At 69.9% G+C, this 23,788-nt stretch carries 23 protein-coding genes; 10 read left to right on the top strand and 13 right to left on the bottom strand.

Translation table 11 applies throughout. From position 1 onward, the window contains the following. Window positions 1-8 precede the first annotated feature (8 nt). The 6 genes from ABZ796_RS01080 to ABZ796_RS01055 all read right to left on the bottom strand — a co-directional run bounded on the left by ABZ796_RS01080 (window position 9) and on the right by ABZ796_RS01055 (window position 6,188). Window positions 9-1,070, bottom strand: coding sequence for a branched-chain amino acid ABC transporter permease (locus ABZ796_RS01080; protein WP_357333862.1), 1,062 nt, complete (start codon window positions 1,068-1,070; stop codon window positions 9-11). Beyond that, a complete protein-coding gene (locus ABZ796_RS01075; RefSeq protein WP_357333860.1) occupies window positions 1,067-1,933 on the bottom strand; it encodes a branched-chain amino acid ABC transporter permease in 867 nt (288 codons plus the stop codon). Before ABZ796_RS01075 ends, ABZ796_RS01080 begins: the two co-directional genes overlap by 4 nt. Continuing rightward, window positions 1,933-2,649: an ABC transporter ATP-binding protein gene (locus tag ABZ796_RS01070; protein ID WP_357333859.1), complete on the bottom strand. Its 717-nt coding sequence runs from the start codon at window positions 2,647-2,649 to the stop codon at window positions 1,933-1,935. Before ABZ796_RS01070 ends, ABZ796_RS01075 begins: the two co-directional genes overlap by 1 nt. Window positions 2,650-2,893: 244 nt before the next feature. Continuing rightward, window positions 2,894-3,682, bottom strand: coding sequence for an ABC transporter ATP-binding protein (locus ABZ796_RS01065; RefSeq protein ID WP_357333857.1), 789 nt, complete (start codon window positions 3,680-3,682; stop codon window positions 2,894-2,896). Continuing rightward, window positions 3,679-4,971: an ABC transporter substrate-binding protein gene (locus ABZ796_RS01060; protein WP_357333855.1), complete on the bottom strand. Its 1,293-nt coding sequence runs from the start codon at window positions 4,969-4,971 to the stop codon at window positions 3,679-3,681. Before ABZ796_RS01060 ends, ABZ796_RS01065 begins: the two co-directional genes overlap by 4 nt. A gap of 242 nt (window positions 4,972-5,213) precedes the next feature. Continuing rightward, entirely contained in the window at window positions 5,214-6,188 is a 975-nt protein-coding gene (locus ABZ796_RS01055; RefSeq protein ID WP_357333853.1) for a helix-turn-helix domain-containing protein, read from the bottom strand. 137 nt (window positions 6,189-6,325) lie between these two features. Here ABZ796_RS01055 and ABZ796_RS01050 point away from each other — a divergent pair, with 137 nt between their 5' ends. Then, window positions 6,326-6,856 (top strand): DNA starvation/stationary phase protection protein, encoded by a 531-nt coding sequence (locus tag ABZ796_RS01050; protein ID WP_357333851.1) that lies wholly within the window; start codon window positions 6,326-6,328, stop codon window positions 6,854-6,856. Window positions 6,857-6,990: 134 nt separating this feature from the next. Here ABZ796_RS01050 and ABZ796_RS01045 read toward each other — a convergent pair whose 3' ends face one another. The 3 genes from ABZ796_RS01045 to ABZ796_RS01035 all read right to left on the bottom strand — a co-directional run bounded on the left by ABZ796_RS01045 (window position 6,991) and on the right by ABZ796_RS01035 (window position 9,423). Beyond that, entirely contained in the window at window positions 6,991-8,193 is a 1,203-nt protein-coding gene (locus tag ABZ796_RS01045; protein ID WP_357333850.1) for an FAD-dependent oxidoreductase, read from the bottom strand. 11 nt (window positions 8,194-8,204) lie between these two features. Next, on the bottom strand, window positions 8,205-8,567 hold the full coding sequence (locus tag ABZ796_RS01040) for a non-heme iron oxygenase ferredoxin subunit (RefSeq protein ID WP_357333848.1): 363 nt from the start codon (window positions 8,565-8,567) through the stop codon (window positions 8,205-8,207). Window positions 8,568-8,628: 61 nt separating this feature from the next. Further along, a complete protein-coding gene (locus tag ABZ796_RS01035) occupies window positions 8,629-9,423 on the bottom strand; it encodes an IclR family transcriptional regulator C-terminal domain-containing protein (protein WP_357333846.1) in 795 nt (264 codons plus the stop codon). Window positions 9,424-9,557: 134 nt separating this feature from the next. Here ABZ796_RS01035 and ABZ796_RS01030 point away from each other — a divergent pair, with 134 nt between their 5' ends. The 8 genes from ABZ796_RS01030 to ABZ796_RS00995 are packed head-to-tail and all read left to right on the top strand — an operon-like array spanning window position 9,558 to window position 17,430. Beyond that, window positions 9,558-10,766, top strand: a complete 1,209-nt coding sequence (locus ABZ796_RS01030; RefSeq protein WP_357333844.1) for an MFS transporter — start codon at window positions 9,558-9,560, stop codon at window positions 10,764-10,766. Then, window positions 10,753-12,036, top strand: a complete 1,284-nt coding sequence (locus ABZ796_RS01025; protein ID WP_357333842.1) for an aromatic ring-hydroxylating dioxygenase subunit alpha — start codon at window positions 10,753-10,755, stop codon at window positions 12,034-12,036. The genes ABZ796_RS01030 and ABZ796_RS01025 overlap by 14 nt, the downstream gene beginning before the upstream one ends. A gap of 11 nt (window positions 12,037-12,047) precedes the next feature. Then, entirely contained in the window at window positions 12,048-13,124 is a 1,077-nt protein-coding gene (locus ABZ796_RS01020; RefSeq protein ID WP_357333841.1) for an ABC transporter substrate-binding protein, read from the top strand. After that, window positions 13,121-13,957, top strand: a complete 837-nt coding sequence (locus tag ABZ796_RS01015) for an ABC transporter permease (RefSeq protein WP_357333839.1) — start codon at window positions 13,121-13,123, stop codon at window positions 13,955-13,957. Before ABZ796_RS01020 ends, ABZ796_RS01015 begins: the two co-directional genes overlap by 4 nt. 32 nt (window positions 13,958-13,989) lie before the next feature. After that, window positions 13,990-14,862: an ABC transporter ATP-binding protein gene (locus ABZ796_RS01010; RefSeq protein WP_357333837.1), complete on the top strand. Its 873-nt coding sequence runs from the start codon at window positions 13,990-13,992 to the stop codon at window positions 14,860-14,862. Beyond that, complete coding sequence (locus ABZ796_RS01005) at window positions 14,859-15,974, top strand: zinc-binding dehydrogenase (RefSeq protein WP_357333835.1); 1,116 nt, start codon at window positions 14,859-14,861, stop codon at window positions 15,972-15,974. The genes ABZ796_RS01010 and ABZ796_RS01005 overlap by 4 nt, the downstream gene beginning before the upstream one ends. Continuing rightward, window positions 15,971-16,477, top strand: coding sequence for a hypothetical protein (locus ABZ796_RS01000; protein ID WP_357333833.1), 507 nt, complete (start codon window positions 15,971-15,973; stop codon window positions 16,475-16,477). Before ABZ796_RS01005 ends, ABZ796_RS01000 begins: the two co-directional genes overlap by 4 nt. After that, window positions 16,474-17,430 (top strand): PDR/VanB family oxidoreductase, encoded by a 957-nt coding sequence (locus ABZ796_RS00995; protein WP_357333831.1) that lies wholly within the window; start codon window positions 16,474-16,476, stop codon window positions 17,428-17,430. The genes ABZ796_RS01000 and ABZ796_RS00995 overlap by 4 nt, the downstream gene beginning before the upstream one ends. Window positions 17,431-17,447: 17 nt before the next feature. Here the strand turns inward: ABZ796_RS00995 and ABZ796_RS00990 are convergent, their stop codons facing one another. The 3 genes from ABZ796_RS00990 to ABZ796_RS00980 all read right to left on the bottom strand — a co-directional run bounded on the left by ABZ796_RS00990 (window position 17,448) and on the right by ABZ796_RS00980 (window position 20,551). Next, window positions 17,448-18,221 (bottom strand): IclR family transcriptional regulator C-terminal domain-containing protein, encoded by a 774-nt coding sequence (locus ABZ796_RS00990; protein WP_357333829.1) that lies wholly within the window; start codon window positions 18,219-18,221, stop codon window positions 17,448-17,450. Between the two features lie 101 nt (window positions 18,222-18,322). Next, window positions 18,323-19,186 (bottom strand): alpha/beta fold hydrolase, encoded by an 864-nt coding sequence (locus tag ABZ796_RS00985; protein WP_357333827.1) that lies wholly within the window; start codon window positions 19,184-19,186, stop codon window positions 18,323-18,325. A gap of 195 nt (window positions 19,187-19,381) precedes the next feature. Continuing rightward, entirely contained in the window at window positions 19,382-20,551 is a 1,170-nt protein-coding gene (locus ABZ796_RS00980) for a glycoside hydrolase family 19 protein (protein ID WP_357333825.1), read from the bottom strand. A gap of 166 nt (window positions 20,552-20,717) precedes the next feature. On the opposite strand from ABZ796_RS00980, the gene ABZ796_RS00975 reads away from it, so the two are divergent. Continuing rightward, a complete protein-coding gene (locus tag ABZ796_RS00975) occupies window positions 20,718-21,878 on the top strand; it encodes an ROK family transcriptional regulator (RefSeq protein ID WP_357333823.1) in 1,161 nt (386 codons plus the stop codon). 189 nt (window positions 21,879-22,067) lie between these two features. Here ABZ796_RS00975 and ABZ796_RS00970 read toward each other — a convergent pair whose 3' ends face one another. Then, complete coding sequence (locus tag ABZ796_RS00970) at window positions 22,068-23,774, bottom strand: sodium:proton antiporter (RefSeq protein ID WP_357333821.1); 1,707 nt, start codon at window positions 23,772-23,774, stop codon at window positions 22,068-22,070. Window positions 23,775-23,788: the final 14 nt, after the last annotated feature.

The raw sequence follows: 23,788 nt of genomic DNA, 5'->3' as shown, positions 1-23,788 counted from the left end.
CGGTAAGGTCACCGGGAACTCGGACCGAAATCCACAGACTCGGCCGCTTGTGGAGAACCCTGTGGATAAACCTGGTGGCCGACCGGGAAGACCTCGTAGCGGCCGCGCGCGACCAGCCCCCACAGCCCGCGCGGCGCCAGCAGCACGACCGCGATCGCGACCGCTCCGAGGGCGATGAGATACCAGGTGCCGTAGGAGTCCAGGAGCTGCTGGAGCGCGAAGAAGATCACCGCGCCCAGGATCGGACCCTCGATCGTCCCCAGCCCACCGATGACGACGATGAAGATCATGAACGCCGTGTACTGGACCGAGAACATCGAGTCCGGGGAGACCCGCAGGCCGTTGACCGCGATCAGCGCGCCGGCCAGGCCGGCACCGCCGGAGGCGGCGACGTAGACGAGCCGCTGCGAGCGGCGTACCGCGACCCCGAGCGACGCCGCCGCGACCGCGTCGTCACGGATCGCGGTCAGACCGAGGCCGACGCGCGAGCGCATCAGGACGTACGTCGCGAGCACGACGAGCACCGCCAGCACGAGCGCCAGGTAGTAGACGGTCGCGATCCGGGTCACCCGGTCGACCCCCTGGAAGGCGGTGAGCGAGAGGCCGGAGCCGCCACCGAAGCCCGGGAGCTCCTGGGTGACCAGCTTGAAGACCTCGGCCACCACCCAGGTGCCGATCGCGAAGTAGCCTCCGACCAGCCGGAACAGCAGGAACGAGGTGGGGATGGCCAGGGCGGCACAGACCACGCCGGCCGCAACGACAGCCACCGGGATCGGCAGTCCGACGACGTCGGCGAGCTTGATCACGCCGTAGCCGCCCGCACCGATGTAGGCCTGCTGCCCGATCGAGACCAGCCCGCCGTAGCCGGCCATCAGGTTCCAGGTCGTGCCGAGGATGATCAGCGCGAAGAGCGTGACCAGGTTGGTCACGTCGCCCGGGCTGAACACGAACCAGGGCGCAGCGGCCAGGAACACCACGACCGCGGCGAGGACGCCGCCGCCTGCGAGAGAGGGCCAGCCGCCGCGTACGACCTTCAGGGTCGTCGTGCCGGCCATGGTGTTCACCGTCATGCGACGACCGCCTTCGGGAGCAGGCCCTGGGGCCGGAACAGGAGCACGACCAGGAAGACCAGGTGACCGGCGAGAACGCCGTAGGCCGGGTCGATCTGGGCGCCGACGGTCTGCGCGACGCCGAGCACCAGCCCGCCGAGGAGCGTGCCCCACAGCGAGCCGAGACCACCGATGATGACCGCCTCGAAGGCGAAGATGAGGACCAGGTCCCCGTACGTCGGGCTGAACTGCGTCGACATGCCGAGGAAGACACCGGCCAGGGCGACTGTGCCGATCGCGATCGCGGTGGCCAGGGCGTACATGTGCTTCTCGTCGATCCCCATGAGCGTGGCCGCCTCGGGGTCGTCCTTGGTCGCGCGCATGGCGCGGCCGATGCGGGTGTGGGAGAGGTAGAGCTGCAGACCGACGATCACGCCGACCGCCACGACGAGCGTGAGCAGCGAGAAGACGCCGACGCGTAGGTCGCCCAGCTCCACCGACGACGTCGACAGGTCGCCGATCGAGATCTTGCGGGAGTCGGCGGTGAAGATCTCCTGGAGCAGGTTGGCGCCGATGACCGCCAGGCCGAACGAGACCAGCAGCGGCGACAGCTCGCCGTGGCGCAGCGCCTTGTTGAAGAGGCCGCGCTGGATCGCGTAGCCGACCGCGGCGAGCACCGGGATCACGATGACGATGGTGAGGAACGCCGGCATCCCGGTCTGCTGGACGAGCCAGAGCGCGAGGTAGGCCGAGGCGACCGCGAGGACGCCGTGGGCGAGGTTGACGATCCGCATCACGCCGAAGATGAGGCTCAGACCGCAGGCGAGGAGTGCGTACTGCCCGCCGAGCAGGAGCCCCTGGAGGACCGCGTTGATCCAGTCCATCAGCCGGCCTCCTGCTCGTCGACCCCGAAGTACGCCGCCTGGACCTGCTCCCGGGTGACGTCGGCCGCCGCGCCCTCGAGAACGGTGCGGCCCTCGAGGAGGCACTGCACCCGGTCGGCGACGGAGAGCGCCTGGGTGAGGTCCTGCTCGACCACGAGCACGGTCGTCCCCTTCGCGGCGATGGTGGGAAGCGCCTTGTAGATGTCGGCGATCACGACCGGAGCGAGCCCGAGCGAGACCTCGTCGAGCAGGAGCAGCTTCGGGTTGGACATCAGCGCCCGGCCGATGGCGGTCGCCTGCTGCTCACCACCGGAGAGGTGGGCGCCGCGACGTGTCCTCTTCTCCGCGAGCAGCGGGAACGCGTCGTAGACGGTGGTGAGGTTCCACGGGCCGGGCCGGCGTCCGTGCGCGCCGACCTTGAGGTTCTCCTCGACGGTGAGCGAGGCGAAGATACGGCGTCCCTCCGGTGTGAGCGCGATGCCCTCACGGACCCGCCGGTGGGCCGGGGTGTGGGAGACGTTGTGGTTGTCGAACCGGATCCGGCCGGAGCTCGGCCGGAGCAGACCGGCGATCGCCTTCAGCAGGGTGGACTTGCCGGCGCCGTTGGCGCCGATCACGGCGAGGGTCTCGCCCTCGGCGACAGTCAGCGTGATGCCGTGCAGGGCGCGGAAGTCGCCGTAGCTCACGTCGATCGCGTCGACTTCGAGCAGGGTCATCGGTCTCCCTCGAATGCTGACCGAGGTAACTCGGTGAACGGGTACTTGCTTCGCGGAGCTCCACGAAGGGGGTGCGTGCTGACCGAGTTACCCTTCGACAAGCTCAGGACATCGCCTCGGTGAGCATTCGGCGGGTCGTCCCGGGATGTTGACCGAGGTAACTCACTGAACTCCCGCTTCCCTCGTGGAACTCCACGAAGGAAGCGACCGCCGACCGAGTTACCTCGGTGAGCATCCGCCGCGCTCATTCGCCCTCCAGGTCGGGAGAGCCGAGGTAGACGGCGGCGACGGCGTCGCTGGCCATCACCTCACGCGGGTCGCCGGTGGCGACGACGTCACCCTGGGCCAGGCACATCAGCCGGTCCACGACCTGCAGCAGCGCGTGCACGATGTGCTCGATCCAGACGACGCCGGTGCCGCTGTCGCGGATCGCAGAGATGGTCTCGATCAGGGCTGGCAGCTCGTGCTCGGTGAGGCCTCCGGCGATCTCGTCGAGGAGCAGCAGCCGGGGCTGGGTCGCCAGCGCGCGGGCGAGCTCGAGCCGCTTGCGGTCGAGCAGCCGCAGCGAGCCGGCGGGGGTGTTGGCGAGATGGGCGAGCGAGGCGGTCTCCAGCGCCTGCCAGGCCTGCTCGTCGGCCTCGCGGCGGCGCGTACCCGCGCCGAAGGTGGACCCGACCAGCACGTTCTCGAAGACGGTGAGCCCCTCGAAGGGGCGGGGGACCTGGAACGTACGCCCGATGCCGAGGGCCGTACGCCGGGCGGCCGGCATCCGGGTGACGTCGGCGCCGTCGAAGCGGATGGTGCCCGCGTCGGCCGGGAGGGTGCCGGTCACCAGGTTGAGCAGCGTGGACTTGCCGGCGCCGTTGGGCCCGACGATGCCGAGCGCCTCGCCCGGGCCCACGTGGAACGAGACCGAGCGGGCGGTGACGACCCGGCCGAACGCCTTGGCCAGGCCTTCGGCCTCCAGCAGCGCGCCGGGCGCGCTGCTGGAGACCTCGACCGATGGCTCGCCCGATGGTGGGGCAGAGGTCACTTGAGCGCCTCGGGCTCGCCCCCGAGCGGTACGTCGGGAGCCAGCGAGTTCTGCACGACGACGAGCTCGAACGGGTGCTCCCCGCCCTCGACCTGGCGCCACTGACCGCCCGCGAGAGAGGTCTTGGCGACGTACGGCGGGACGCTGTCGTCCTTGCCCCACGCGACGTCACCGACGACCGTGGAGACCTCGAGCCCGGACAGCGCCTTGGTGATCGCGTCGGCGTCGGTCGAGCCGGCCTCGGTCACCGCCGCGGTCGCGACCTCGAAGAGGGCGTGCGCGAAGCCCAGCGGCTGGGTCCACTGCTTGCCGGTCTTCTCCTCGTACGCGTCCGCCAACTCCTGCGCGGACTGGCCGGTCAGCGAGGACTTGTAAGGAGCGGTCGGGGTCCACCACACCTCGGTCGAGAGGTTGTGGGCGATCGGGCCCAGCGCCTCGACGCTGCTCGGGAACAGGAGCGCCTTGCCGATGGTCGCGACCTTCGGGTTGTAGCCCTGCTGCTTCGCCTGCTGCCAGAACGTGGTGAAGTCCGGCGGGATCGGGACGCCGACCAGGACGTCGTGACCCTTGTAGGCGCTGATCTGGGCGGAGAAGTCCTTGGTGCCGTTGGGGTAGTTGCCCGGGTTGTCGATCTTCACGCCGGACGCCTCGGTGAGCGCCGGGAAGTTGGCGCCCCAGGCCTCGCCGTCGGGGTCCTTCGGGAACAGGCCGCCGGCCTTCTTGTTGTTCGGAACCTTGCTCCAGATGTCGGCGTAGACGGCCGAGACGTCCTCGAGTCCCCAGAAGAAGTGGTAGCTGTACTTCAGCTCGGCCGGCTTGTCGCCGCTGCGGATGGCGAACGGCTGCCACGGGGCAACCGTGGTGATGCACGGGATCGAGTTGGCCTCGCACTGCTCCGAGACCGGGTTGACGATGTCGGGCGTCGAGGAGGCGACGATGATGTCGGCGCCGTCCTTGTTGATCAGGTCGCCGGCCACCGCCCCGGCCTTCGTCGTGTCGCTCTGGGCGTCGCGCACCACGATCTCGACGTCGAGCTCCTTGTCGCCCGCCTTGACCGGGTGGTCCTTGAAGTAGGTCTCCAGCTCGTCGACGACGAAGCTGTTCGCCTCGCCGAACGGCGCCGAGGAGCCCGTCTCGGTCGAGACGAACCCGATGGTGAGCGTGTCCTCTCCGCCACCGCCTTCGTCGTCGATGCCGCCCGACCCGCAGGCCGTCAAGGTCAGCGCCATCGCTGCGACACCGGCGGCGGCCATGCTCAGGCCGCGTCCGGTGGTGAGTCCGTTGCGCACGTACTTCTCCTTAGAGAGTGGGGTGTTGAGGAGTGTCGTCCGCCACCGCCCCTGCAGGTGGGAAGCAGGGTCTGGTTGGCGGAAAATCGCATGGAAGAACTATCGGACTTTGGTGGACTTGTCACCCTCTCGCGCCGAGAAGTGGGCTCTGGGCGCCGAGAAGTGAGTTGTGGTGTACGAAACTCGACTTTCGTACGCCACAACTGAGGATTCGGCCGCCACAGGTGCGGAGTCGGCTGGAGTCAGGCTCGGGCGGCGCGGCGTACGTCTCCGGCGGCGACGCCGAAGCGCTTGCGGAAGGCCTGGGAGAAGTACGAGGCCGAGGTGAAGCCGCACTTCTCGGCGACGTCGACGGTGCGGATGGCCGGGTCCGAGCCGGTGGCGAGCATCGCGTAGGCGAGCTCGAGGCGGCGGCCGAGGATGTGGCGGGGGACGCTGGTGCCGGCGTCTGCGAAGAGCCGGGAGAGGTGTCGCTCGGAGATGCCGGCACCCGCGGCGACGGTCGTCGCGGAAAGGCCCGGGTCGACGAGATGGTCCTCGATGAACGCCTTCGCCGCGGCCCGATGGGCGGTGGCCAGCGAGACCTTCCCGGCGGTCGCGATCACCGAGATCAGGTCGAGCACGGCGTCCTCGTCGGCCGGCACCGGGTCGTACGGCCGCAGCGCCCGGCCGACCATCTGCACGAGGGCTCGGCCGTGCGGGTCCTGGTCGCGGCCGACGTCGAGGACGAGCGGCGACGGCATCGACGCCATCCCGGTGCGGGCCTCGAAGGCGTGCACGGGCACCTTGACCGCGAGCTCCTCGAGCCCGTGCCCGAAGCCTCGCAGGAACGGCGCGTCCACGTCGCACACGATCAGCTGGCCCGGCCGGATGACCTTGCGGCGGCCGGCGTACTCCAGGATCGCCTCGCCGCGGAGGCTGGCGTAGACGGCGATCGACCGGGCGGGGATCTCCTTGACGAGGCTGGCCGGCCGCTCGACGACGTGCCGTGTGGCCCGGACCCTGGCCAGATGGATCTCGTCCAGCTGCAGGTTGACCTCCTGCGCGTCGAATCCGTGGCCGTCGATCGGCCGGCAGGAGAGCGCGACCAGCGCGCAGGCGTTGTGATGTTCCCAGGCCTCGATCTGCGCGTCCTCGCTCAGCCCGTTGGTCTCGAAGACCTCCGGACGAGGAACCCGCGCGACGAGGGGGACTGGGTCGGCTCCGGCTGGCGGCACGACCCGACTCTATTGCGTGCCGAGAGCGACGGCGATGACTTAGGGAAGACTTACCTTTCTGGAATCGTTCAAGAAAAGGTGGCACAGTTGGTGTCACCACGAAAGACCGACACTTCAATCTGGGGGACCAACCGAACATGGCCACGAAGACCGACACGAGCAGCGCCACCCACACCTCGCACCCCGCGTTCATCCCGAGCCCGGCGTTCGCGACCCAGATGCAGCGCCTGCTCGTCGATCTGACCGAGCTCAGCCTGCAGGGCAAGCAGCTGCACTGGAACGTCGTGGGCAAGAACTTCCGCGACATGCACCTCGTCCTCGACGAGGTCGTCGACGCCGCCCGCGACTTCACCGACGAGATCGCCGAGCGCATGCGTGCGCTCTACATCCTTCCCGACGGCCGCACCGGCACCGTCGCCGAGGACACCACCCTCGCGCCCCTCCCGGCGACCGAGGTCGACACCGCGACCGCCGCCGACCTCGCCGCCGCCGCGCTCTACGCCACCTCGAAGACCGCTCGTGAGATCCACGACGACATCGACGCCGAGGACCCGACCACCGCCGACCTGCTGCACGCGATCATCACCCGGATCGAGCAGCTGGCCTGGTTCATCGACTCCGAGAACCGCGTCGCCAACCAGTCGAAGCCGGCTCAGCTGACCGTCTGAGAACGCTCACCCACGAAGGCGCCCCGCGAGCTGCTCGCAGGGCGCCTTCGCTCCATATCGCCGAGTCGGCTCGTTATAACGCGCCGACTCGGCGGGAATCTCGGTCAGAACGCGCCGACTCGGCACGAGGACCGTCACCGGCGCAGCAGGGTTCGTAGGTTCTGAGCCGGATCCGCGAGATCAGCGGGACGTACGTCGACACCTCGGTCGATCAGGCGGCGGACTGCCTTGGTGGCAGCCGGGTCGTCGACCGTGACCGCGCCGACGACGCGCTCGCCGCGGAGCGTGAAGGCGGCGAAGGGCGGCTCGCCGACGACGCCGCGTACGACTGTCCGGTGCTCGGCATCCGCCGATCGCATCTCACCGACCCCTTCGACGTGGAGGCCGTAGCGGTCCGACCACCACCAGGGCGCGGTGGCGGGCAGAGGCTCGCTCTGGAGGATCGTCGCCGCCGCCCGGGCGCCGTCCCGCTGAGCGGCCTCCCAGTGCTCGGCGCGACGGTGGTCGCGGAGCCGGGCGCAGTCGCCGACCGCGAGCACCGACGGGTGGCTGGTCACCTGGCCGGAGTCGACCAGGATGCCGCGGGAGGTCTCCAGGCCCGCGGCCTCGGCGAGCCCGGTCTCGGGGACCAGGCCGACAGCCACGAGCACGGCGTCGAACTCGCGCGAGTCCGGCTCGCCCTTCAGCTGCACGGCGACCCCGGCCCGGGTCTCCAGCAGCGTCTCGACCGTGGTCGTCAGCGCCTCCACACCATGCTCGGCGTGCAGGCCGTGCAGCCACCTGGCCACCTCGGTGCCGACCGCCGCGGCGAGAGGAGGATCGAGCGGGTCGACCAGCACGACCTCGGCCCCCAGCCCGCGTGCGGTCGAGGCGACCTCCGCGCCGATCAGGCCGCCGCCGACGATCAGCAGCCGCGCGCCGGGCACCAGCTGCGTACGCAACCTGTCGGCGTCCGCGACGTCCCGCAGCACGTGGACCGGCGCGTCCCGTCGTACCTCGCCGAACGCCGGCCGGACCGCGCGACCACCCGTGGCGAGCACGATCCGGTCGGCCGACAGCACCCGCCCGTCGGCGAGCTCGACCTCGCCGACCTCCGGGCGCACCGCGACGGCGACCGTGCCACCGACCAGCAAGACCTGCTGGTCGGCGTACCAGTCCGGGTGCTGCAGCGCGATGGCGTCGAGCGACTTCTCGCCGGCCAGGTATGCCTTCGACAGCGGCGGGCGGTCATAGGGAACGGCGTCGGCCGAGACGAGCACCAGCTCCCCGGCGTACCCGCCCTTCCTCAGCTCGGCGACCGTGGACACGCCGGCGATGCCACCGCCGACGACGACCACGCGTGCAGCGTTCAGGGCCGCTCACCAGGGAACAGATAGACCTCCCCGTCACGCACCTCGACGCGGTGCGGAACGGTGTCGCGGGTGGCCGGGAGCCCGTCGACCTTGCCGGTCTTGAGGTTGAACCGCGAGGAGTGCAGGGGGCACTCGACGTCGCCGTCCTCGACCCAGCCCTCGGCCAGCGAGGCGGTCTCGTGGGTGCAGGTGTCGTTGAGGGCCCAGCAGGTGCCGTCGTCGTCGCGCAGAATCGCGATGTCGTCCTCGGTCCCCGTGATGTCGGAGGAGATGGCGATGCCCTCTCCCTCCGGGATGTCGTCGACGGACGCGACGCGGATGCCTGTGCTGTTTCCGCCGTTTCCACTGTTTCCGGTCATGCCCCCATCTTCCAACGTCGCCCACCAGGAACGGGCCCCTCCCCCGCCCGGGACGCGCGTCTCAGACCTGGTGGGTCTGGTGGAGGTCGTCGCCGATACGCGCGGCCGTACGCATCAGGTCGGGCACCGTGTCGAGAAGATCGAGCACGGGCGCCTGCCCTCCGGTGCGCGTCGAGACGTTGAGCCCGGCGACCACCCGGCCGTCGCGGTTGCGGATCGGTGTCGCGACAGCGCTGAGCCCGGCCTCGAGGACCTCCGAGACGTGGCACCAGCCGCGAGCGCGGATGTCGACCAGCTCCTTCAAGAGGTCATCGGCGGACAACCCGATGCGCTCCGACTGCTCCTGGAAGGCGTCGGAGGCGAGGAAGCCGGCCAGCTCCTCGTCGGGGAGACCGGCCAGGACGACCCGGCCGATGGCCGGGAGGGACGCCGGCAGCCTGCTGCCGACGTGGAGCGAGACGGCCACCAGGCGCGGCGCGCCGACCCTCAGGAGGTAGACGATGCTGTCGCCGTCGAGCCGGGCGAGGGACACCGTCCGCCCGAGCCGGTGCGAGAGCTCCTCACAATGAGGCAGCGCCACCTCCGCGAGCGAGAGGCGTGACTGGCTGGCATAGCCGAGGTCGAGCAGCCGTGACGTGAGGCGGTAGCGCCGGCCGTCGTACGCCGCCAGCCCCGCGGTCATCAGCGTACGCAGCAGCCGCCGCGTCGCCGACCGGCTGAAGCCGGTGCGCTCGGCCGCCTCGTCCAGCGAGAGCTCTGGATGAGTGCCGTCGAAGGCCCGCACGACGTCCAGACCTCGCATCAACGACTGGACGACGTCACGGTCGGAGATCCGCCGCTCATCATCCGTCAACATCCGTTCCGCCATGCGCACACCCTAACGAAGATCGGGCAGATTTTCCCGCTCCCCACTTGACCTGAGGTCGCCGTCATGTAACCGTGTGTCAGCGGTCACAATGCACAGTTGTGCGCATAGCGGAATGGAGTCTGATGAACAGCGACACTGCCGATGTCACCAGGGCCCGGGAGAAGGTCTCCCCGGCGCTGTGGATGTCGCTGTTCGTGTGCATGGGGATCGGGCCGATGTTCCTCTACACGCTCACCGCGATCTCCCCGCTGGTGATCGCCGACCTCGACCTGAGCCCGGCCGAGTACGGCGCGATCTCGACCGTGACCTTCGGCTCCGCAGCGCTCTCGGCACTTCTCCTGGGCGGACCCTCGAGCCGCTTCGGCGCGCGCACCGTGATGGTCGCGGTCTCCGTCGGCTCGATCACCGGCCTCGCCGTGCTGGCACTCGCCGAGTCGTACGCCGTCGTGGTGGTGGCGGGGGTGCTGAGCGGTGTCGCCCAGGCGCTCTCCAATCCGGCCACCAACCGCGTGGTCGCCGGCGTGCCGGCGCAGCAGCGGGGTGCCCTCATCGGCTGGAAGCAGTCCGGGGTCCAGGCCGCGCAGCTCGTCGCGGGTCTCGCCGCTCCACTGATCGCGGCTGCGGCCGGGTGGCGCTGGGCTGTCGCTGCCGGCGTCCTCCTCGGGCTCCTCGGCGTGGTCAGCGCGCTCGCGACCCGTCCCATGGCTGCCCCAGACCGGACACAACGCAGGCCCGAGGAGTCCGGACCGATCTCCGTCGGGATGCTGACGGCGTACACGTTCTTCATCGGGTTCGGCCTCCAGGCCACCAACGCCCACCTGCCCCTCTTCGCCCACGTGGAGCTCGGTCTGGGCCTGCGCCCCGCGGGCCTGATCGCCGCGCTGGTCGGGCTGGTCGGACTGCTGAGCCGCATCTGGTGGGGCCGCCGTGCCGACGCGGGCTCCCGGCAGGCCTACACGCTCCTCACCCTGGCCGTCGGCGCCGCGCTCGGTGTCGTGCTGGTGATGGCCTCGATCCTGCTCGGCAGCTGGCTGGTGTGGGTCGGTGCCGCCGTGTTCGGTGCGGCCGCGCTCGCCTCCAACTCCGTGACCATGGTGGTCCTGATCCGCACCGTCCCCGTCGAATCCCTCGGCACCGCGACGGCGTTCCTGGCCACCGGCATGTACCTCGGCTTCGGCACCGGACCGCTCGCGTTCGGACTCACCCTCGATCTGGGCGCCGGCTTCGGCGTCGCCTGGCTGGTTCCGCTGGCCGCCTTCGTGGCGGCAGCACTCATCAGCCTTCCCCGCCGCATCACCCCTCTGAAAGGCAACCTGCATGCTCACCCGTGAACAGAACGACCTGCTGACCCAGACCGGTCCGGGCACCCCCATGGGCAACCTGTTCCGTCGCTACTGGATCCCCGCGCTGCTCGCCGAGGAGATCGAGGGCGCCGACTGCGACCCCGTGCGGGTGCAGCTGCTCGGCGAGAAGCTGATCGCGTTCCGTGACTCCGAGGGCCGCATCGGCCTGATCGACGAGTTCTGCAGCCACCGCACGGCGTCCCTCTACTTCGGGCGCAACGAGGAGGGCGGCCTGCGGTGCGCCTACCACGGCTGGAAGTACGACATCGACGGCAACTGCGTCGACATGCCGTCCGAGCCCGAGGGCAGCAAGTTCTGCTCCAAGATCAAGCAGCGGGCGTACAAGGCCGTCGAGGCCGGCGGCCTGATCTGGGCCTACATGGGCGACCCGGGCAAGGAGCCGCCGCTGCCGAACCTGGAGTGGATGGGTCTCAACCCGGAGAAGCGCTTCATCTCGAAGCGTCGCCAGTTCTCCAACTACCTGCAGGCGATGGAGGGCGGCATCGACTCCAGCCACGTCTCCTTCGCGCACCGGTTCAACCTCGATGACGACCCGCTGCACTCCGGCACCGAGGGCAACAAGTACCTCAAGGCCGACACCCGCCCGAAGTTCGAGGTGGCCGAGTCCGACGGCGGCCTGCTGATCGGCGCGCGCCGGAACGCCGACGAGGAGAACTACTACTGGCGCATCACGCAGTGGATGATGCCGTGGTACACGATCATCCCGCCGTTCGGTGAGCACAACCCGATGGGTGGCCATGCCTGGGTCCCCATCGACGACGAGACCTGCTGGGCCTGGAGCTGGAACTACCACCCCACCCAGGACTTCGGCGAGCGCGAGATCAACGCCCTCAACGGCGGCGACGGCATCCACGTGAAGTACAAGCCGGGAACGTACGACCCGCTGGCCTCGGCGGAGAACGACTACCTCATGGACCGCGGCGCCCAGCGCCGCAAGGAGACCTTCTCCGGTATCGCGGGGATCGCCGCTCAGGACTTCTCGCTGCAGGAGTCGATGGGCGTGGTCGCCGATCGCACCAAGGAACGCCTCGGCACCTCCGATGCGGCCATCATCGTGGCCCGCCGCCGCCTGCTCGCCGCCCTCGACGACGTCGACTCGGGTGAGCTGCCCGGTCTCGACCCCGCGCACACCAGCGTACGTTCCACCTCGATCCTGCTTCCCCGCGACGTGCCCTTCCAGGAGGGCGCGAAGGACGTCCTCGTGGTCAAGCCCGGCGAGAACTTCCACTCGATCTGATCGGCTGACTCATGCGTACACACTTCAAGCGCTCGCGCGCGGTGGTGGCCGTCATGGCCGCCACCGTGGGCGCGATGACCATGGCAGGCTGCGGCACCGCCGCCTCGGGCGCGACGTCCTGCGTCGGCGTCGAAGTCGAGGCCGGCATCACCAACAGCCTCTCGGACGCGCTGCTCTTCATCGCGCAGGACAAGGGCTACTTCGCCGAGGAGGGCCTCGAGGTGAGGCTCCGCCCGTTCAAGTCGGCCGGGGAGATGGTGCCGTACCTGGCGGCCGGTCACCTGGCTGTCGGGGCCGGCGCTCCGTCGGCCGGCTTCTACAACGGCATCGCCCGCGACATCGACATCAAGATCGTCGCCGACAAGGGTCAGCTGGTCACCCACCACGACTACATGCCGCTGCTGGTCCGCAAGGAGCTCGTGGACTCGGGCAAGGTCTCCAGCGTCAAGGACCTCGAGGGCCTCCAGGTGGCCGAGCCCGCTCCGGGCACCGCCACCTCCTCGACGCTGGCCGCTCTGCTGGAGCACGAGGGGCTGACGTACGACGACGTCTCGCACAGCTTCCTCGGCTTCCCCGACCACGTCGCCGCCCTGCAGAACGGCTCGATCGATGCCGCGCTCACCACCGAGCCGGCCGCGACCAAGGCGCAGCAGAGCGGTGCGGCGGTGAAGCTCGCCGACTCCACCACGGTCTACAACAACCAGCAGCTCGCCGTGCTCCTCTACAGCGGCGACTTCCCCAAGGAGCAGGCCGAGGCGGCCCAGTGCTTCATGAACGCCTACACCCAGGCCGCGCGCGACTACAGCGCGGCCGTCGAGGGTGGCAGGTGGACCGGCAAGGACGCCGACGAGATCGCCACGATCATCGCCGACCACATCAAGTCCGAGCCCGAGGCGGTCAAGCAGACCGTCCCCAGCTTCGTGAACCCGGACGCGTCTCTCAACATCGAGAGCCTGAAGAAGGACTACGACTTCTTCGTCAAGCAGGGTCTCTTCACGGGCACGTCGCACATCGATTTCGACTCGCTGGTCGACACCAGCTTCGTCGACGAGGCGGCACAGGCCGCGAGCAAGGAGAGAGTGTCATGACCAACGTCGCCGAAGCGGCCGTCACCTCCACGGGAGCGGTTGCCGCCCGTCAGGTGAAGCAGCGCCGTACCTTGAGCAAGGGTGCCTTGCGCGCCATCTCGATCCTCAGCCCGATCGTCCTCCTGGTCGCCTGGGACGCCCTCTCCCGCGGCGGCGTGCTCGACGACCGGTTCTTCCCGGCGCCGACGCTGATCTTCCAGGCGCTGTGGACCGAGGCGGCCAGCGGTGAGCTGTGGGCCCAGTCCCAGCACAGCCTGACCCGCCTGCTCCTCGGCTTCCTGGTCGGGGCGGTCCCCGCTGTCATCATCGGCGTGGCGATGGGTCTCAACAAGGTCGTCAACGCGGCCGTACGCCCGATCATCTCGGCCCTCTACCCCGTCCCGAAGAGCGCGGTGCTGCCGTTGTTCCTGCTCTTCTTCGGCCTGGGCGAGGACACGATCTGGTACTTCGTGGCGATGGGCGTCTTCTTCCCGGTCGTCATCAACACCTACACCGGGGTCTCGAACGTCTCGGCGATCTTCTACGACGTCGCCGAGAACTTCGGGGCCAAGCGGTTCACGGTCTTCCGCACCGTCGCTCTCCCCGGCGCGATGCCCAACGTCATCACCGGCCTCGAGCTCGGCGCCGGCATGGGCCTGATCATGCTCGCCATCGCCGAGATGATGGGCGGCCAGGGCAACGGCTGGGGCTTCATGGTCTGGAACTCCTTCCAGCTCTTCACCATCGAGTCGATGTACGCCTACCTGCTGGTCTTCGCGCTCGTCGGGCTCCTGCTCGCCCTCATCGTCGGCTTCGTGGGTCACAAGCTCACCCCGTGGATCACCCGCCACTGACGGCGGCCTACTAGAGGAACGGACCACCCATCATGTCCAACACCACTGCACCGGCCCCCACCGAGGCGGCGTCGGCCATGGCCGACCCGAAGATCCGGATCCGCGGGCTCAGCAAGCGCTTCACGGTCCCCGGCGGCCACGTCGTGACCGCGGTCGACTCCTTCGACCTCGACGTACCCCAGGGCCAGTTCCTGACGATCGTCGGGCCGTCGGGTTGCGGCAAGACCACCCTTCTGCGGATGCTCGCCGGTCTGGAGTCGGCCTCGGAGGGCACGATCGAGGTCGCCGGTGGCACCGCCGGCCGCCCGGAGAACTCGATGGTGTTCCAGGGCGACTCGATCTTCCCGTGGATGAGCGTCTGGGACAACGCGGCGTACGGCCTGACCGTGCGTGGCGCCCCGAGGTCGGAGATCAAGGACACCGTCGGGCACTATCTCGACGCGACCGGCCTGACGAAGTTCGCCGACGCCTACCCGCACCAGCTCTCCGGCGGTATGCGGCAGCGCGTCTCGATCGCCCGTGCGTTCGCCAACGACCCCGAGATCCTGCTGATGGACGAGCCGTTCTCGGCCCTCGACGAGCAGAACAAGACGCTCCTGCAGGCCGAGCTGCTCCGCATCTGGGACGAGACCCGAAAGACGGTCGTCTTCATCACCCACTCCGTCGACGAGGCCGTCACGCTGAGCGACCGGATCATGGTGATGAGCGCTCAGCCGGGCCGGGCCAAGGCGTTCATCGACGTGCCGTTCGCGCGGCCGCGCGACGTCCTGCAGCTGCGTCACGAGCAGGAGTACGGCGAGATCGTCTACGGCATCTGGAGCCAGCTGAAGGAAGAGGTCGAGAAGGCCAAGCAGCAGGCCGACGCCCGCGTCGCCCCGAAGAAGCGGGGGCTCTTCCGCCGATGAACGATCTGCTGGTTCGCGCCGCCGTCAGTGACGGGGCCGGCGCCACCGAGGTCCGGGAGCTGGTGCTCCCGGCCTCGGCGAGCAGGCTGCGTGTCGAGTCCTCCGCCGTGTGCGGCACCGACGTGATGCTGCACCAGCGGGGGCTCGAGGCTCCCGCGGTGCTGGGTCACCACACGATCGGCCGCATCGACCACCTGACCCCCGAGGACGCGGAGGCGCTCGGGCTCGAGGTCGGCACCCGCGTCGCCGTCGAGGAGTACGTCGGCTGCGGCACGTGCGCCGAGTGCTCGGCCGGCCGCTACCGGCTGTGCGCCGCTGTCGACCTGTGGACCGGAGGTGAGCGGGTCGGGATGATCCCGGCCTCCCGTGCCTCGGGGCTGCACGGCGGGAACGCGGAGTTCATGGAGCTCTCCTCGCGCCACGTGCTCCACCCACTGCCCGACCACCTCAGCGTCGACCAGGCGGCCTGGACGCTGCCGCTGGCCAACGCCGTCGACTGGACCCTCGACGCCGGCGGCGTCGGGCCGGGCTCGAAGGTCGCCGTCATCGGCCCCGGCTACCACGGGCTCTCCTGTGTCGCCGCCGCCGTCGCAGGTGGCGCCGAGACCACGATCGCGCTCGGCCGCCGGTCCAGCGCGGGACGCCTCGAGCTGGCCCGCCGGCTCGGCGCGACCACGGAACTCAACGACGACACCGTCGTCGACGTCGTACGCGAGAAGTACGGCCCGCTCGACGCGGTCATCGACACCATCGGCACCCCGCAGACCATGGCGACCGCCATCCAGCTGCTGGGCCGCTTCGGGGTGCTGGTGATCGCCGGGCTCAGCGGTGGCGACGCCGCGCTCGACCCGACCGCGATCGTCCGCAACCTGCTGACCGTGCGCGGCGTACGCGGCCGGTCGCCGCAGGCCGTCACCCGGGCCATCGAGCTCCTCTCCTCCGGCAGGACCGGCCTGGAGCGGATCCCGACGCACAACGTTCCCCTGGAGCAGGTCGGACAGAGCCTGCGCGACATGGACCAGGGCAACGCTCCGCTCACCCCGCATGTCGTGATCGACCCGTGGTTGCGGGCCGACCCCACCCGTTCCGATTCTGCGAAGGAGACCCGATGAACCCCCTGCGTAGGTCCTACGAGGCCCGTGTTCTCGTCGTACCGCTCGGTCCTGGCAGCGCCCAGCTCGTCGACGAGCTGCGGACGCTCGGGGTCGAGGGCGTCCAGATCCTGTCCGGGCCAGACCCGGTCGAGGCGCTCACCAAGCCGCTGGGCGAAGGCGCCTGGACGCCGCCGATGCCGGCCGGCACCAGCGCCGTCGCCGAGTCGGCCGACATGGTCGTCCTCGTCGGGAGCGACCTCACCGAGGTTCCCGAGCAGGTCGTACGCGAGGTGTGCACCGCGGCGCGCGGGGGTGGCGACCTGATCGCCGCCGTCCTCGTCGCCCCCGAGCACTGGCAGGAGCCGGCCGGCGCCTCGGCCATGATCACGCTGCGCCAGGAGGTCGACATGCTGGTGACCGTACGCGGCCCCCAGCTGCTCGCCGCGCTGCTCGACGTGCTGCGCGGCGGTGCCCGCACGGAGGCCGGCACCGAGACGACCGATCAGGAGATGTCGGCATGACCGGCGAGGAGCAGGACTTCTTCGAGGTCACCGTGCGCCAGGCGAAGCTCGAGGCCGACGGGGTGATCTCGCTCGAGCTGGTGCCCGACAGCGGTCTGCTGCCGGCCTACGAGCCCGGGTCGCATCTCGACATCGAGCTGCCCTCGGGCGTCGTCCGGCAGTACAGCCTGTGCAGCCCGCCGGCCGACCTGAGCTTCTACCGGATCGCGGTGCTCCGCGAGCCCGAGGGCCGCGGCGGCTCCGAGGAGGTCCACGAGACCGCGCTGGTCGGTAAGCGGGTCCGCATCCGCGGCCCCCGGAACCACTTCCCGCTGGAGCCGTCTCCGCGCTACCTGTTCATCGCCGGCGGCATCGGCATCACCCCGATGCTGGCGATGGTCATCCGGGCCGAGCGTGAGAAGTCGCCGTACGAGCTCGTCTACGTCGGCCGCCACCTCGAGTCGATGGCCTTCCGCGACAAGCTCGCGACCGGCCCGAACGTCAAGGTCGTCGTCAGCTCGTCGACCGGTCGCCCCGACCTCGCCGCGCTCGTCGACGGGGTCAGCGACGACACCCTCATCTACGCCTGCGGCCCGATCTCGATGCTCAAGGAGCTCGAGGAGACGTGCGAGAAGGCGGGTCGGTCCGCTCAGCTGCGGCTGGAGAAGTTCGCCTCCGACGGCGAAGCACTGGCCGAGGCGTCGACCGGTGACTCCTTCGAGGTGGAGCTGCGCAGGTCGGGAACCGTGCTCACCGTCGGCTCCGACCAGGGACTGCTCGAGGTCATCGAGGGCCACTGCGACGTCATGACCTCCTGCGAGGACGGCTTCTGCGGCACCTGCGAGACCACGGTCCTCGAGGGTGTGCCGGAGCACCACGACACGATCCTCAACGAGAAGGAACGGGCCTCCGGCAAGACCATGATGGTCTGCGTCGGGCGCTCCAAGAGCCCCCGGCTGGTGCTCGACCTCTGAGGGCGAGCACCACGACGTCACGAGGCGGCCAGCTCCGCCTCGATGGCGCTCGTGGTGGCGAGCAGCTCGGGCAGGATCTCCTCGCGCAGCTGCTCGACCGAGGTGCGGTTGACATGGGTGGCGACGTTCACCGCGGCGATGGCTCGACCGTCGGGCCCGCGTACGGGCGCGGCGATCGAGCGCAGCGTCGGGTCGATCTCCTGGTCGGTGATGACGTAGCCGTCCTTGCGAGCCTGGGCGATCCTGCGGGCGAGCTCGTCGCGGGCGACCGCGGTGCGTCCGGTGAGCGGCTCGGCATGCAGGTGCTCGAGGTAGTCGCGCAGCGCCTCGGGATCGAGATCGGCGAGCAGGACGCGGCCACTGGACATCGCGTACGCCGGCATCCGGGTGCCCACCGCGATGTTGACCGTCATCAGCCGGTCCGCTTTGACACGGTCGACGTAGACGACCGTGTCGCCGTCCAGGACGGTCAGCGAGCAGGTGTCACGCACCCGCTCGGCGAGCGAGGTCAGGTGGGGATGGAGCCGCGGGAGCCCCAGCCCCTCGAGGTACGCGTCGCCCAGCTCCATCACCTTGGGGCGCAGCTGGAAGGTGCGACCGTCGGCGCGGACGTACCCGACGCGTTCCAGGGTCAGCAGCAGCCGCCGCGCGGTGGCCCGGGAGGTGTCGGCAAGGGTCGCCACCTCGGCCAGCGAGAGCGGCTGCTCGGCGTCGCTGAGGATGCCGATCACGTCCAGACCGCGCAGCAGCGATCCGACGATCTCCTCGCCCTTCGGGCTGGTCGTGGGCATGATCCGACCCTATCGGAGCCGGTGCAGCCACCGCCGGGCACACGGAACCGGCCACCTCTCCCGAGGTCGCCGGTTCCGGTGCGTACGTCAGGACCGACGGATCAGTCCGGGCAGGTGTTGCGGTAGTCGGACAGGTTGACCGAGGACGGTGCCGGGCAGAGGAACTGCGAGTAGCGGGTGTCGTCGTCGACGTACCTCTTCAGCCAGGTGACGAACAGGCGCCCCTGCCAGTCGTCATCGGTGTTGGCGATGAGGTGGTCGCCGTTGTTGATCTCGCCGTACGCCTTCTCCCGGGCCCCGGTGGCCGAGGTGTAGAACGGGATCGAGTGGGAGTCGACCGGCGCGATCGTGTCCAGCTCCGCGCCGATGATCATCGTCGGGACCTGGATGCCGGGCCAGGTCTTGTCGGTATGCCAGGGCTGCAGCGCGACCGCGGCCTTGACCGAGGAGTCCTGGTTGGCCGCGGCGAGCGTTCCGCCGCCGCCCATCGAGTGGCCGGAGACCGCGATCCGGGTCTCGTCCAGGCGCGTGGCCACGGCGGAGGAGGCGTCCTCCTTCAGGTAGTCGACCGCGGCCAGGATCTGCGACCCACGGCTGTCGGGCTGGTCGTAGCGGGAGTTGGTGTCGATCGCGAAGACCACGAACCCGTGCGAGGCCACCCGCCGGGCGACGGCGGCATAGCTCGAGGACGAGGCGGTGTAGCCGGGCGCGAGCACGACGCCGCCGTACGTCCCCTCGCTGGTCGACGTGGGGTAGTAGATCGTCCCACCGCCGAAGCCGGTCACCAGCGAGGAGACCGAGGCGGTGGAGAGGGAGAACGTGCCGTTGTCCAGGACGCTGGCCGACGTCGGGTCCGGTCCGCGCTCGTAGGGGCTCTCCGCGTCGGCCGGCGCGACCAGACCGAAGAGGGGGAGAGTGACGGCCGCGGCGACCGCGGCGATTCGGAGAGAGAGTGATCTGAGCACCGAGCATGCTCCTTCGTCCATCCGGCCCCGGGCTGTCCGAGGTTCCGGTTGCTACTCGAAGGTAGGGGCGCGGACGGGCGGCGGACACCGGCACGGAGGCAGAACCTCTTTGGGCGCTTGTCACAAAACAGAAACACGGCGGCGTACGCAGGTGGGGCTGCGTACGCCGCCGGTTCTGTGCAGGTGGCGGCAGCGTCAGCAGTAAAGATTCCCGCCCGGGTCGACCCCGAGCAGCGAGGTGACCTCGCGGTAGTTGTCGACGCGGCTCTGCACCTGGCCCGGGTTGCCACCGTTGCACTCGATGGACCCGTTGATGGACCGGATGGTCTCGCCGAAGCCGGCGCCGTTGACCATCGCCGCGTGCGGCGTCATCGTGCCCGGGCCGTTCTGGGTGTTCCAGTACCAGAGCCCGGTCTTCCAGGCGACCGCCGGATCGGTGGCGACCAGGTTCGGGTTGTTCAGCAGGTCGATCCCGAGCGCGTCCCCGGCGGCCTTGTAGTTGAAGTTCCAGCTCAGCTGGACCGGACCGCGGCCGTAGTACTGGTCGTTGCCCGCGGGACAGCCGTAGGACTGGTTGGGGTCGCAGTAGTGCGGGTAGTTGGCCTCGTTCTGCTCGACGACGTAGAGCAGGTCACCGGTCTCGTGGGCGACGTTCGCGATGAAGGCGGCGGCCTCCCGCTTCTGGGTCGCCTCGTCCCCAGCATTGGTGAACTCCGGGTAGGCGCCGAGCGCCTCGACGAGCCCCGCGTACGTGTAGAAGGGGTTGCGGTTGGGGAAGAGCTGGTTGAACTGCTCCTCGCTGACCGGGAACTCACCGGCCACCGGCGCCGGCGACTCCGGGTCGCTGGTGGTGCCGCCGATGTTCACGTCGATGCAGGCGTAGAAGGCGTTGGCGGTGTCGGCGACGTTCCAGACCGCGAGGACCTTCTGCCGGCCCGTGAACGATCCGAAGTCGACCTGGTGCTCGACGGTGGCCGGCGGCTGCGCACCGCCGTCGTCGAACTCGGCGATCTTGGTGCCGCCGATGAAGTACTGCCAGGTGCTGGTGCTGTGCCGGGCGCTCAGCGACCAGGTGAAGGTCTGGTTCCGGCTCACGGGCGTGGCCTGCCAGTTCTTCGAGTCGTCGTCGAGCTCCGCGAACCGGGAGTTGCCGCCGGAGCAGCTGGTCAGGCCCTTGGGACCCTCGACACTCTGCGGTTCGTACTTGATGTCCCCGCAGTCGACGGTGCCGGCAGCACACTGGGCCTGCCGGCTCGGCGGGTTCGAGATGTAGCCGTGCGCACTTGCGGGGCTCGTCGGCAACATGGCCAGAACGGGCGCCAGCAAGATCCCGCCGAGAACGGCGATCTTTGTGTGAGTACGCATTCCAAGCTCCTTGAGGGGGTTGAGATGGATGGCGATCGAAGCCCCTACTGTAAGGTTCCTTTACAGTTACCGTCTAGACCCCACGTGAAACAGGCACCGGCGCGAGCCCCGCAATTGTTAAGTTGGCTTTCCGTACGCCACCCGACCCTCGAAAGGAGCGCCGCCGATGTCGAGACCACCCAAGACACACCTGATCCGCGACACCAACGACCGCGCGGCGCTCGACCTGATGCTCTCGAACGGGCCGATCACGAAGACCCGGCTCGGCGAGCTCGTCGGCCTCTCGAAGGTGACCGCGGGACAGCTGCTGACCCGGCTTGCCGAGCGCGGCCTGGTCGAGGTCGTCGGGACCCAGCAGGGCGGTCGCGGCCCCAACGCGGCGCTCTACGGCGTGGTCCCGTCGGTGGGCTACGTCGCAGCCCTGCACATCGGCCCCGACCAGATCACCGCGTCGGTCGCCGACATCACCGGCATCGAGCTGGCCACCGGCGCGCTCGACCCCCACGAGGCCTCCGACCCGGTCGAGGCGGTGCGGGCGACCGTCGCCGACGCCACCCGGAGCGCCGGCATCACGATGTCGCAGCTCCGCTGCCTCTCGATCGGTACGCCCGGCATGATCGACCCGCGCACCGGCGACTTCCGCTTCGCCAACGACCTGCCGGACTGGCGCGCGGGCGTCCTCCAGGACCTCCGTCGCAGCTTCCAGCGGCCGGTACTGATCGAGAACGACGTCAACCTGGCCGGGCTCGCCGAGCAGTCCGCCGGAGCCTCCCACGGGGTCAAGGACTCGGTGCTCGCCTGGATCGACCGCGGCCTGGGGCTCGCGGTGATCGTCGACGGCCGCCTCCACCGCGGCGCCGGCGGCGGTGCCGGCGAGATCGGCTACCTGGCGGTTCCGGGCGCCTCCACTCCCCACGGCACCGACAGCCCGCAGCACGCGGCCTTCCAGTCGCTGGTCAGCATCGAGGCCATGGACACCCTCGCCCGCGCGTTCGGGCTGAGCGGCAGCGGTGTGGACTGCGTACGCGCGGCCGCCGCGGGCGACCCCGACGCCGAGCCGTTCCTGGAGGAGCTGGCCAGGAGGCTCGCCCTCGGCCTGGCGGGCATCTGCGTGGTGCTCGACCCCGAGCTGTGCGTGCTGGCGGGAGAGGTCGGGTGCGCCGGCGGACCGGTCCTGGCCGCCCGCGTGCAGAAGGCGATCGCCGCCCTCGGCCCCAACGTCCCCACCGTCGTCCCCACCGAGATCTCGGGCGACGCCGTGCTCCGCGGCGCCCTCCAGATGGGCCTCGACACCGCTCGCGACGAGGTCTTCACCCACCAAGGCTGACCGGGGCGGGGCGGAACTTCGTCAAGGTATGCAGGGAAAGGCACGCCTACCTCGCGGAGCTCCGCACGGGATGTGCACCTTCGGCTGCATACCTTGATGAACGCTCAGAGTCTCGACCCGGCCCCGGGTCGCACGAGGACATGGCGACGACGGCCGGGTTCGAGGCGGTCCGACCTCGTCGGCACGGGGTCAGCTCCCGTCGAGCCGCTTCTCCATGTCGTCGAGGATCGACTCGACCCTGCTGTAGGTGTGCGAGCTGTAGGCGCCGATGCTGCGCTCGACGGCGAGCGCCTCGCGCATCGCGTCGAGGTAGCGCATCTGCAGGATCATGGTCTGCTCCAGCGTCGCGGGCCGCAGCCTCGGTGCCTCGCGTACGCCCGCGAGCACCCGCGGGAGGATGCTGTCCTTGAGCTTGGTCACCAGCTTCGGGTCGATCGGCTCGCCGTCGATGGTCTGCGACTCCAGCGGCCCGAGGGTGTCGACGGCCGACTCGCCGACCTGGCGCAGCAGCGCGCGGAACGCGTCGTGCCTGTCCTTGGCGCTCTCCTGCGAGAACCCCATCCGGCGGATCACGGCCGGGAGGGTGAGGCCGAAGAGCACGAGGGTGATGAGTGCGACCAGGAAGGCGGCGAGCACGACGGTCGCCCGGTGGGAGGTGCCGGCCGGGATGGTCTGGGCGGCGGCGACCGTGACGACCCCGCGCATACCCGCCCAGCCGATGGTCAGGAAGCCGCGCCTGGTGATCGGCTCGCGCTCCTCGAAGTCGATGTCCGCGCGGCCCCGCGCCAGCCGTCGCCGGGCCGCGGCGATCCGGGCGTCCTCCCGGTCATCGGCGGCGGTCAGCGAGTCGAGCTTCTCCTCGAACTGGTCCAGGCGGGTGCGTACCTCCTCCTTGCTCTCCTCCATGTCCCGGAGCGCTGGACCGGCGAGGCCGGCGAACCGCAGCACGACCAGCAGACCGACGATGACCAGGACGAGCCCGGCCATCTCGCCCGGCGTGGTCTCGCCCTGCGCGGCATCGACGAAGTCGGGCAGCTGGTAGCCCATCGCCAGGAAGACGCCGCTCTCCAGGATGAAGTTGAACGTGGTCCAGGTCGTGGCCTGCGTCTGCCGGTCCCGGGCGCTGAACCGGCGGCTGCCGAGGGCGCCGGTCACCAGCCCGGCGATGACCACGGCGAGGACTCCGGACGCGTTCAGCTCCTCGGCCGGGAAGTAGGCGATGAACGGCACCGCGAACGAGATCGTCGTGTTGAGCACCGGGTCGTCGAGCCGCTGCCGGAGCAGCACGGTGAGCCAGCCGACGAGGGCGCCGATCACGAGCGCGCCCAGCACGGCCCATCCGAACTCCACGGCCGTACGTCCCAGCGAGAACGAGCTCGCCGCCGCGATCCCTGCGACCGCCGTCCGGAGGACGACGAGGGCGGAGGCGTCGTTGACCAGGCTCTCCCCCTCCAGCACCGTCATCACCCGCGGCGGCAGCCCGACCCGGCGCCCGATCGCCGTCGCCGCCACCGCGTCGGTGGGGCTGACGACCGCCCCGAGCGCGACCGCGAGCGGGAACGAGATCTCCGGGAACAGCCAGTGCACGACCGCCCCGATCACGAGCGCCGAGACGATCACCATCACGACCGAGAGCCAGCTGATCAGCCGGAGGTTGCGCCGGAAGTCGATGACCGGCAGGTTGACCGCGGAGGAGTAGAGCAACGGCGGCAGTACGCCCGCCAGGATCAGCTCCGGATCGAGCTCGATCATCGGCGCACCGGGCAGATAGCTCGCCGCCATCCCGAGCCCCACGAGCAGCAGCGGCGCCGCCACCCCCGTACGCCGCGCGAACACCGACGCCGCGATCATGATCACCAGCGCCGCCCCGACGATCAGCATTACCCGATGGTCCACGTTCGGGAGTCTAT

This window comes from Nocardioides sp. NPDC047086 (assembly GCF_040643685.1).
GTDB lineage: Bacteria > Actinomycetota > Actinomycetes > Propionibacteriales > Nocardioidaceae > Nocardioides.
This window is presented reverse-complemented; position numbering and strand designations above follow the sequence as displayed.

Coding starts and splice junctions, on each gene's coding strand:
- ABZ796_RS00980 (WP_357333825.1), bottom strand. CDS start 20,551: ATGCGTACTCACACAAAGATCGCCGTTCTCGGCGGGATCTTGCTGGCG.
- ABZ796_RS01000 (WP_357333833.1), top strand. CDS start 15,971: ATGAACCCCCTGCGTAGGTCCTACGAGGCCCGTGTTCTCGTCGTACCG.
- ABZ796_RS01015 (WP_357333839.1), top strand. CDS start 13,121: ATGACCAACGTCGCCGAAGCGGCCGTCACCTCCACGGGAGCGGTTGCC.
- ABZ796_RS01040 (WP_357333848.1), bottom strand. CDS start 8,567: ATGACCGGAAACAGTGGAAACGGCGGAAACAGCACAGGCATCCGCGTC.
- ABZ796_RS01020 (WP_357333841.1), top strand. CDS start 12,048: ATGCGTACACACTTCAAGCGCTCGCGCGCGGTGGTGGCCGTCATGGCC.
- ABZ796_RS01030 (WP_357333844.1), top strand. CDS start 9,558: ATGAACAGCGACACTGCCGATGTCACCAGGGCCCGGGAGAAGGTCTCC.
- ABZ796_RS01010 (WP_357333837.1), top strand. CDS start 13,990: ATGTCCAACACCACTGCACCGGCCCCCACCGAGGCGGCGTCGGCCATG.
- ABZ796_RS00975 (WP_357333823.1), top strand. CDS start 20,718: ATGTCGAGACCACCCAAGACACACCTGATCCGCGACACCAACGACCGC.
- ABZ796_RS01025 (WP_357333842.1), top strand. CDS start 10,753: ATGCTCACCCGTGAACAGAACGACCTGCTGACCCAGACCGGTCCGGGC.
- ABZ796_RS01070 (WP_357333859.1), bottom strand. CDS start 2,649: ATGACCCTGCTCGAAGTCGACGCGATCGACGTGAGCTACGGCGACTTC.
- ABZ796_RS01035 (WP_357333846.1), bottom strand. CDS start 9,423: ATGTTGACGGATGATGAGCGGCGGATCTCCGACCGTGACGTCGTCCAG.
- ABZ796_RS01050 (WP_357333851.1), top strand. CDS start 6,326: ATGGCCACGAAGACCGACACGAGCAGCGCCACCCACACCTCGCACCCC.
- ABZ796_RS00990 (WP_357333829.1), bottom strand. CDS start 18,221: ATGCCCACGACCAGCCCGAAGGGCGAGGAGATCGTCGGATCGCTGCTG.
- ABZ796_RS00995 (WP_357333831.1), top strand. CDS start 16,474: ATGACCGGCGAGGAGCAGGACTTCTTCGAGGTCACCGTGCGCCAGGCG.
- ABZ796_RS01075 (WP_357333860.1), bottom strand. CDS start 1,933: ATGGACTGGATCAACGCGGTCCTCCAGGGGCTCCTGCTCGGCGGGCAG.
- ABZ796_RS01005 (WP_357333835.1), top strand. CDS start 14,859: ATGAACGATCTGCTGGTTCGCGCCGCCGTCAGTGACGGGGCCGGCGCC.
- ABZ796_RS01080 (WP_357333862.1), bottom strand. CDS start 1,070: ATGACGGTGAACACCATGGCCGGCACGACGACCCTGAAGGTCGTACGC.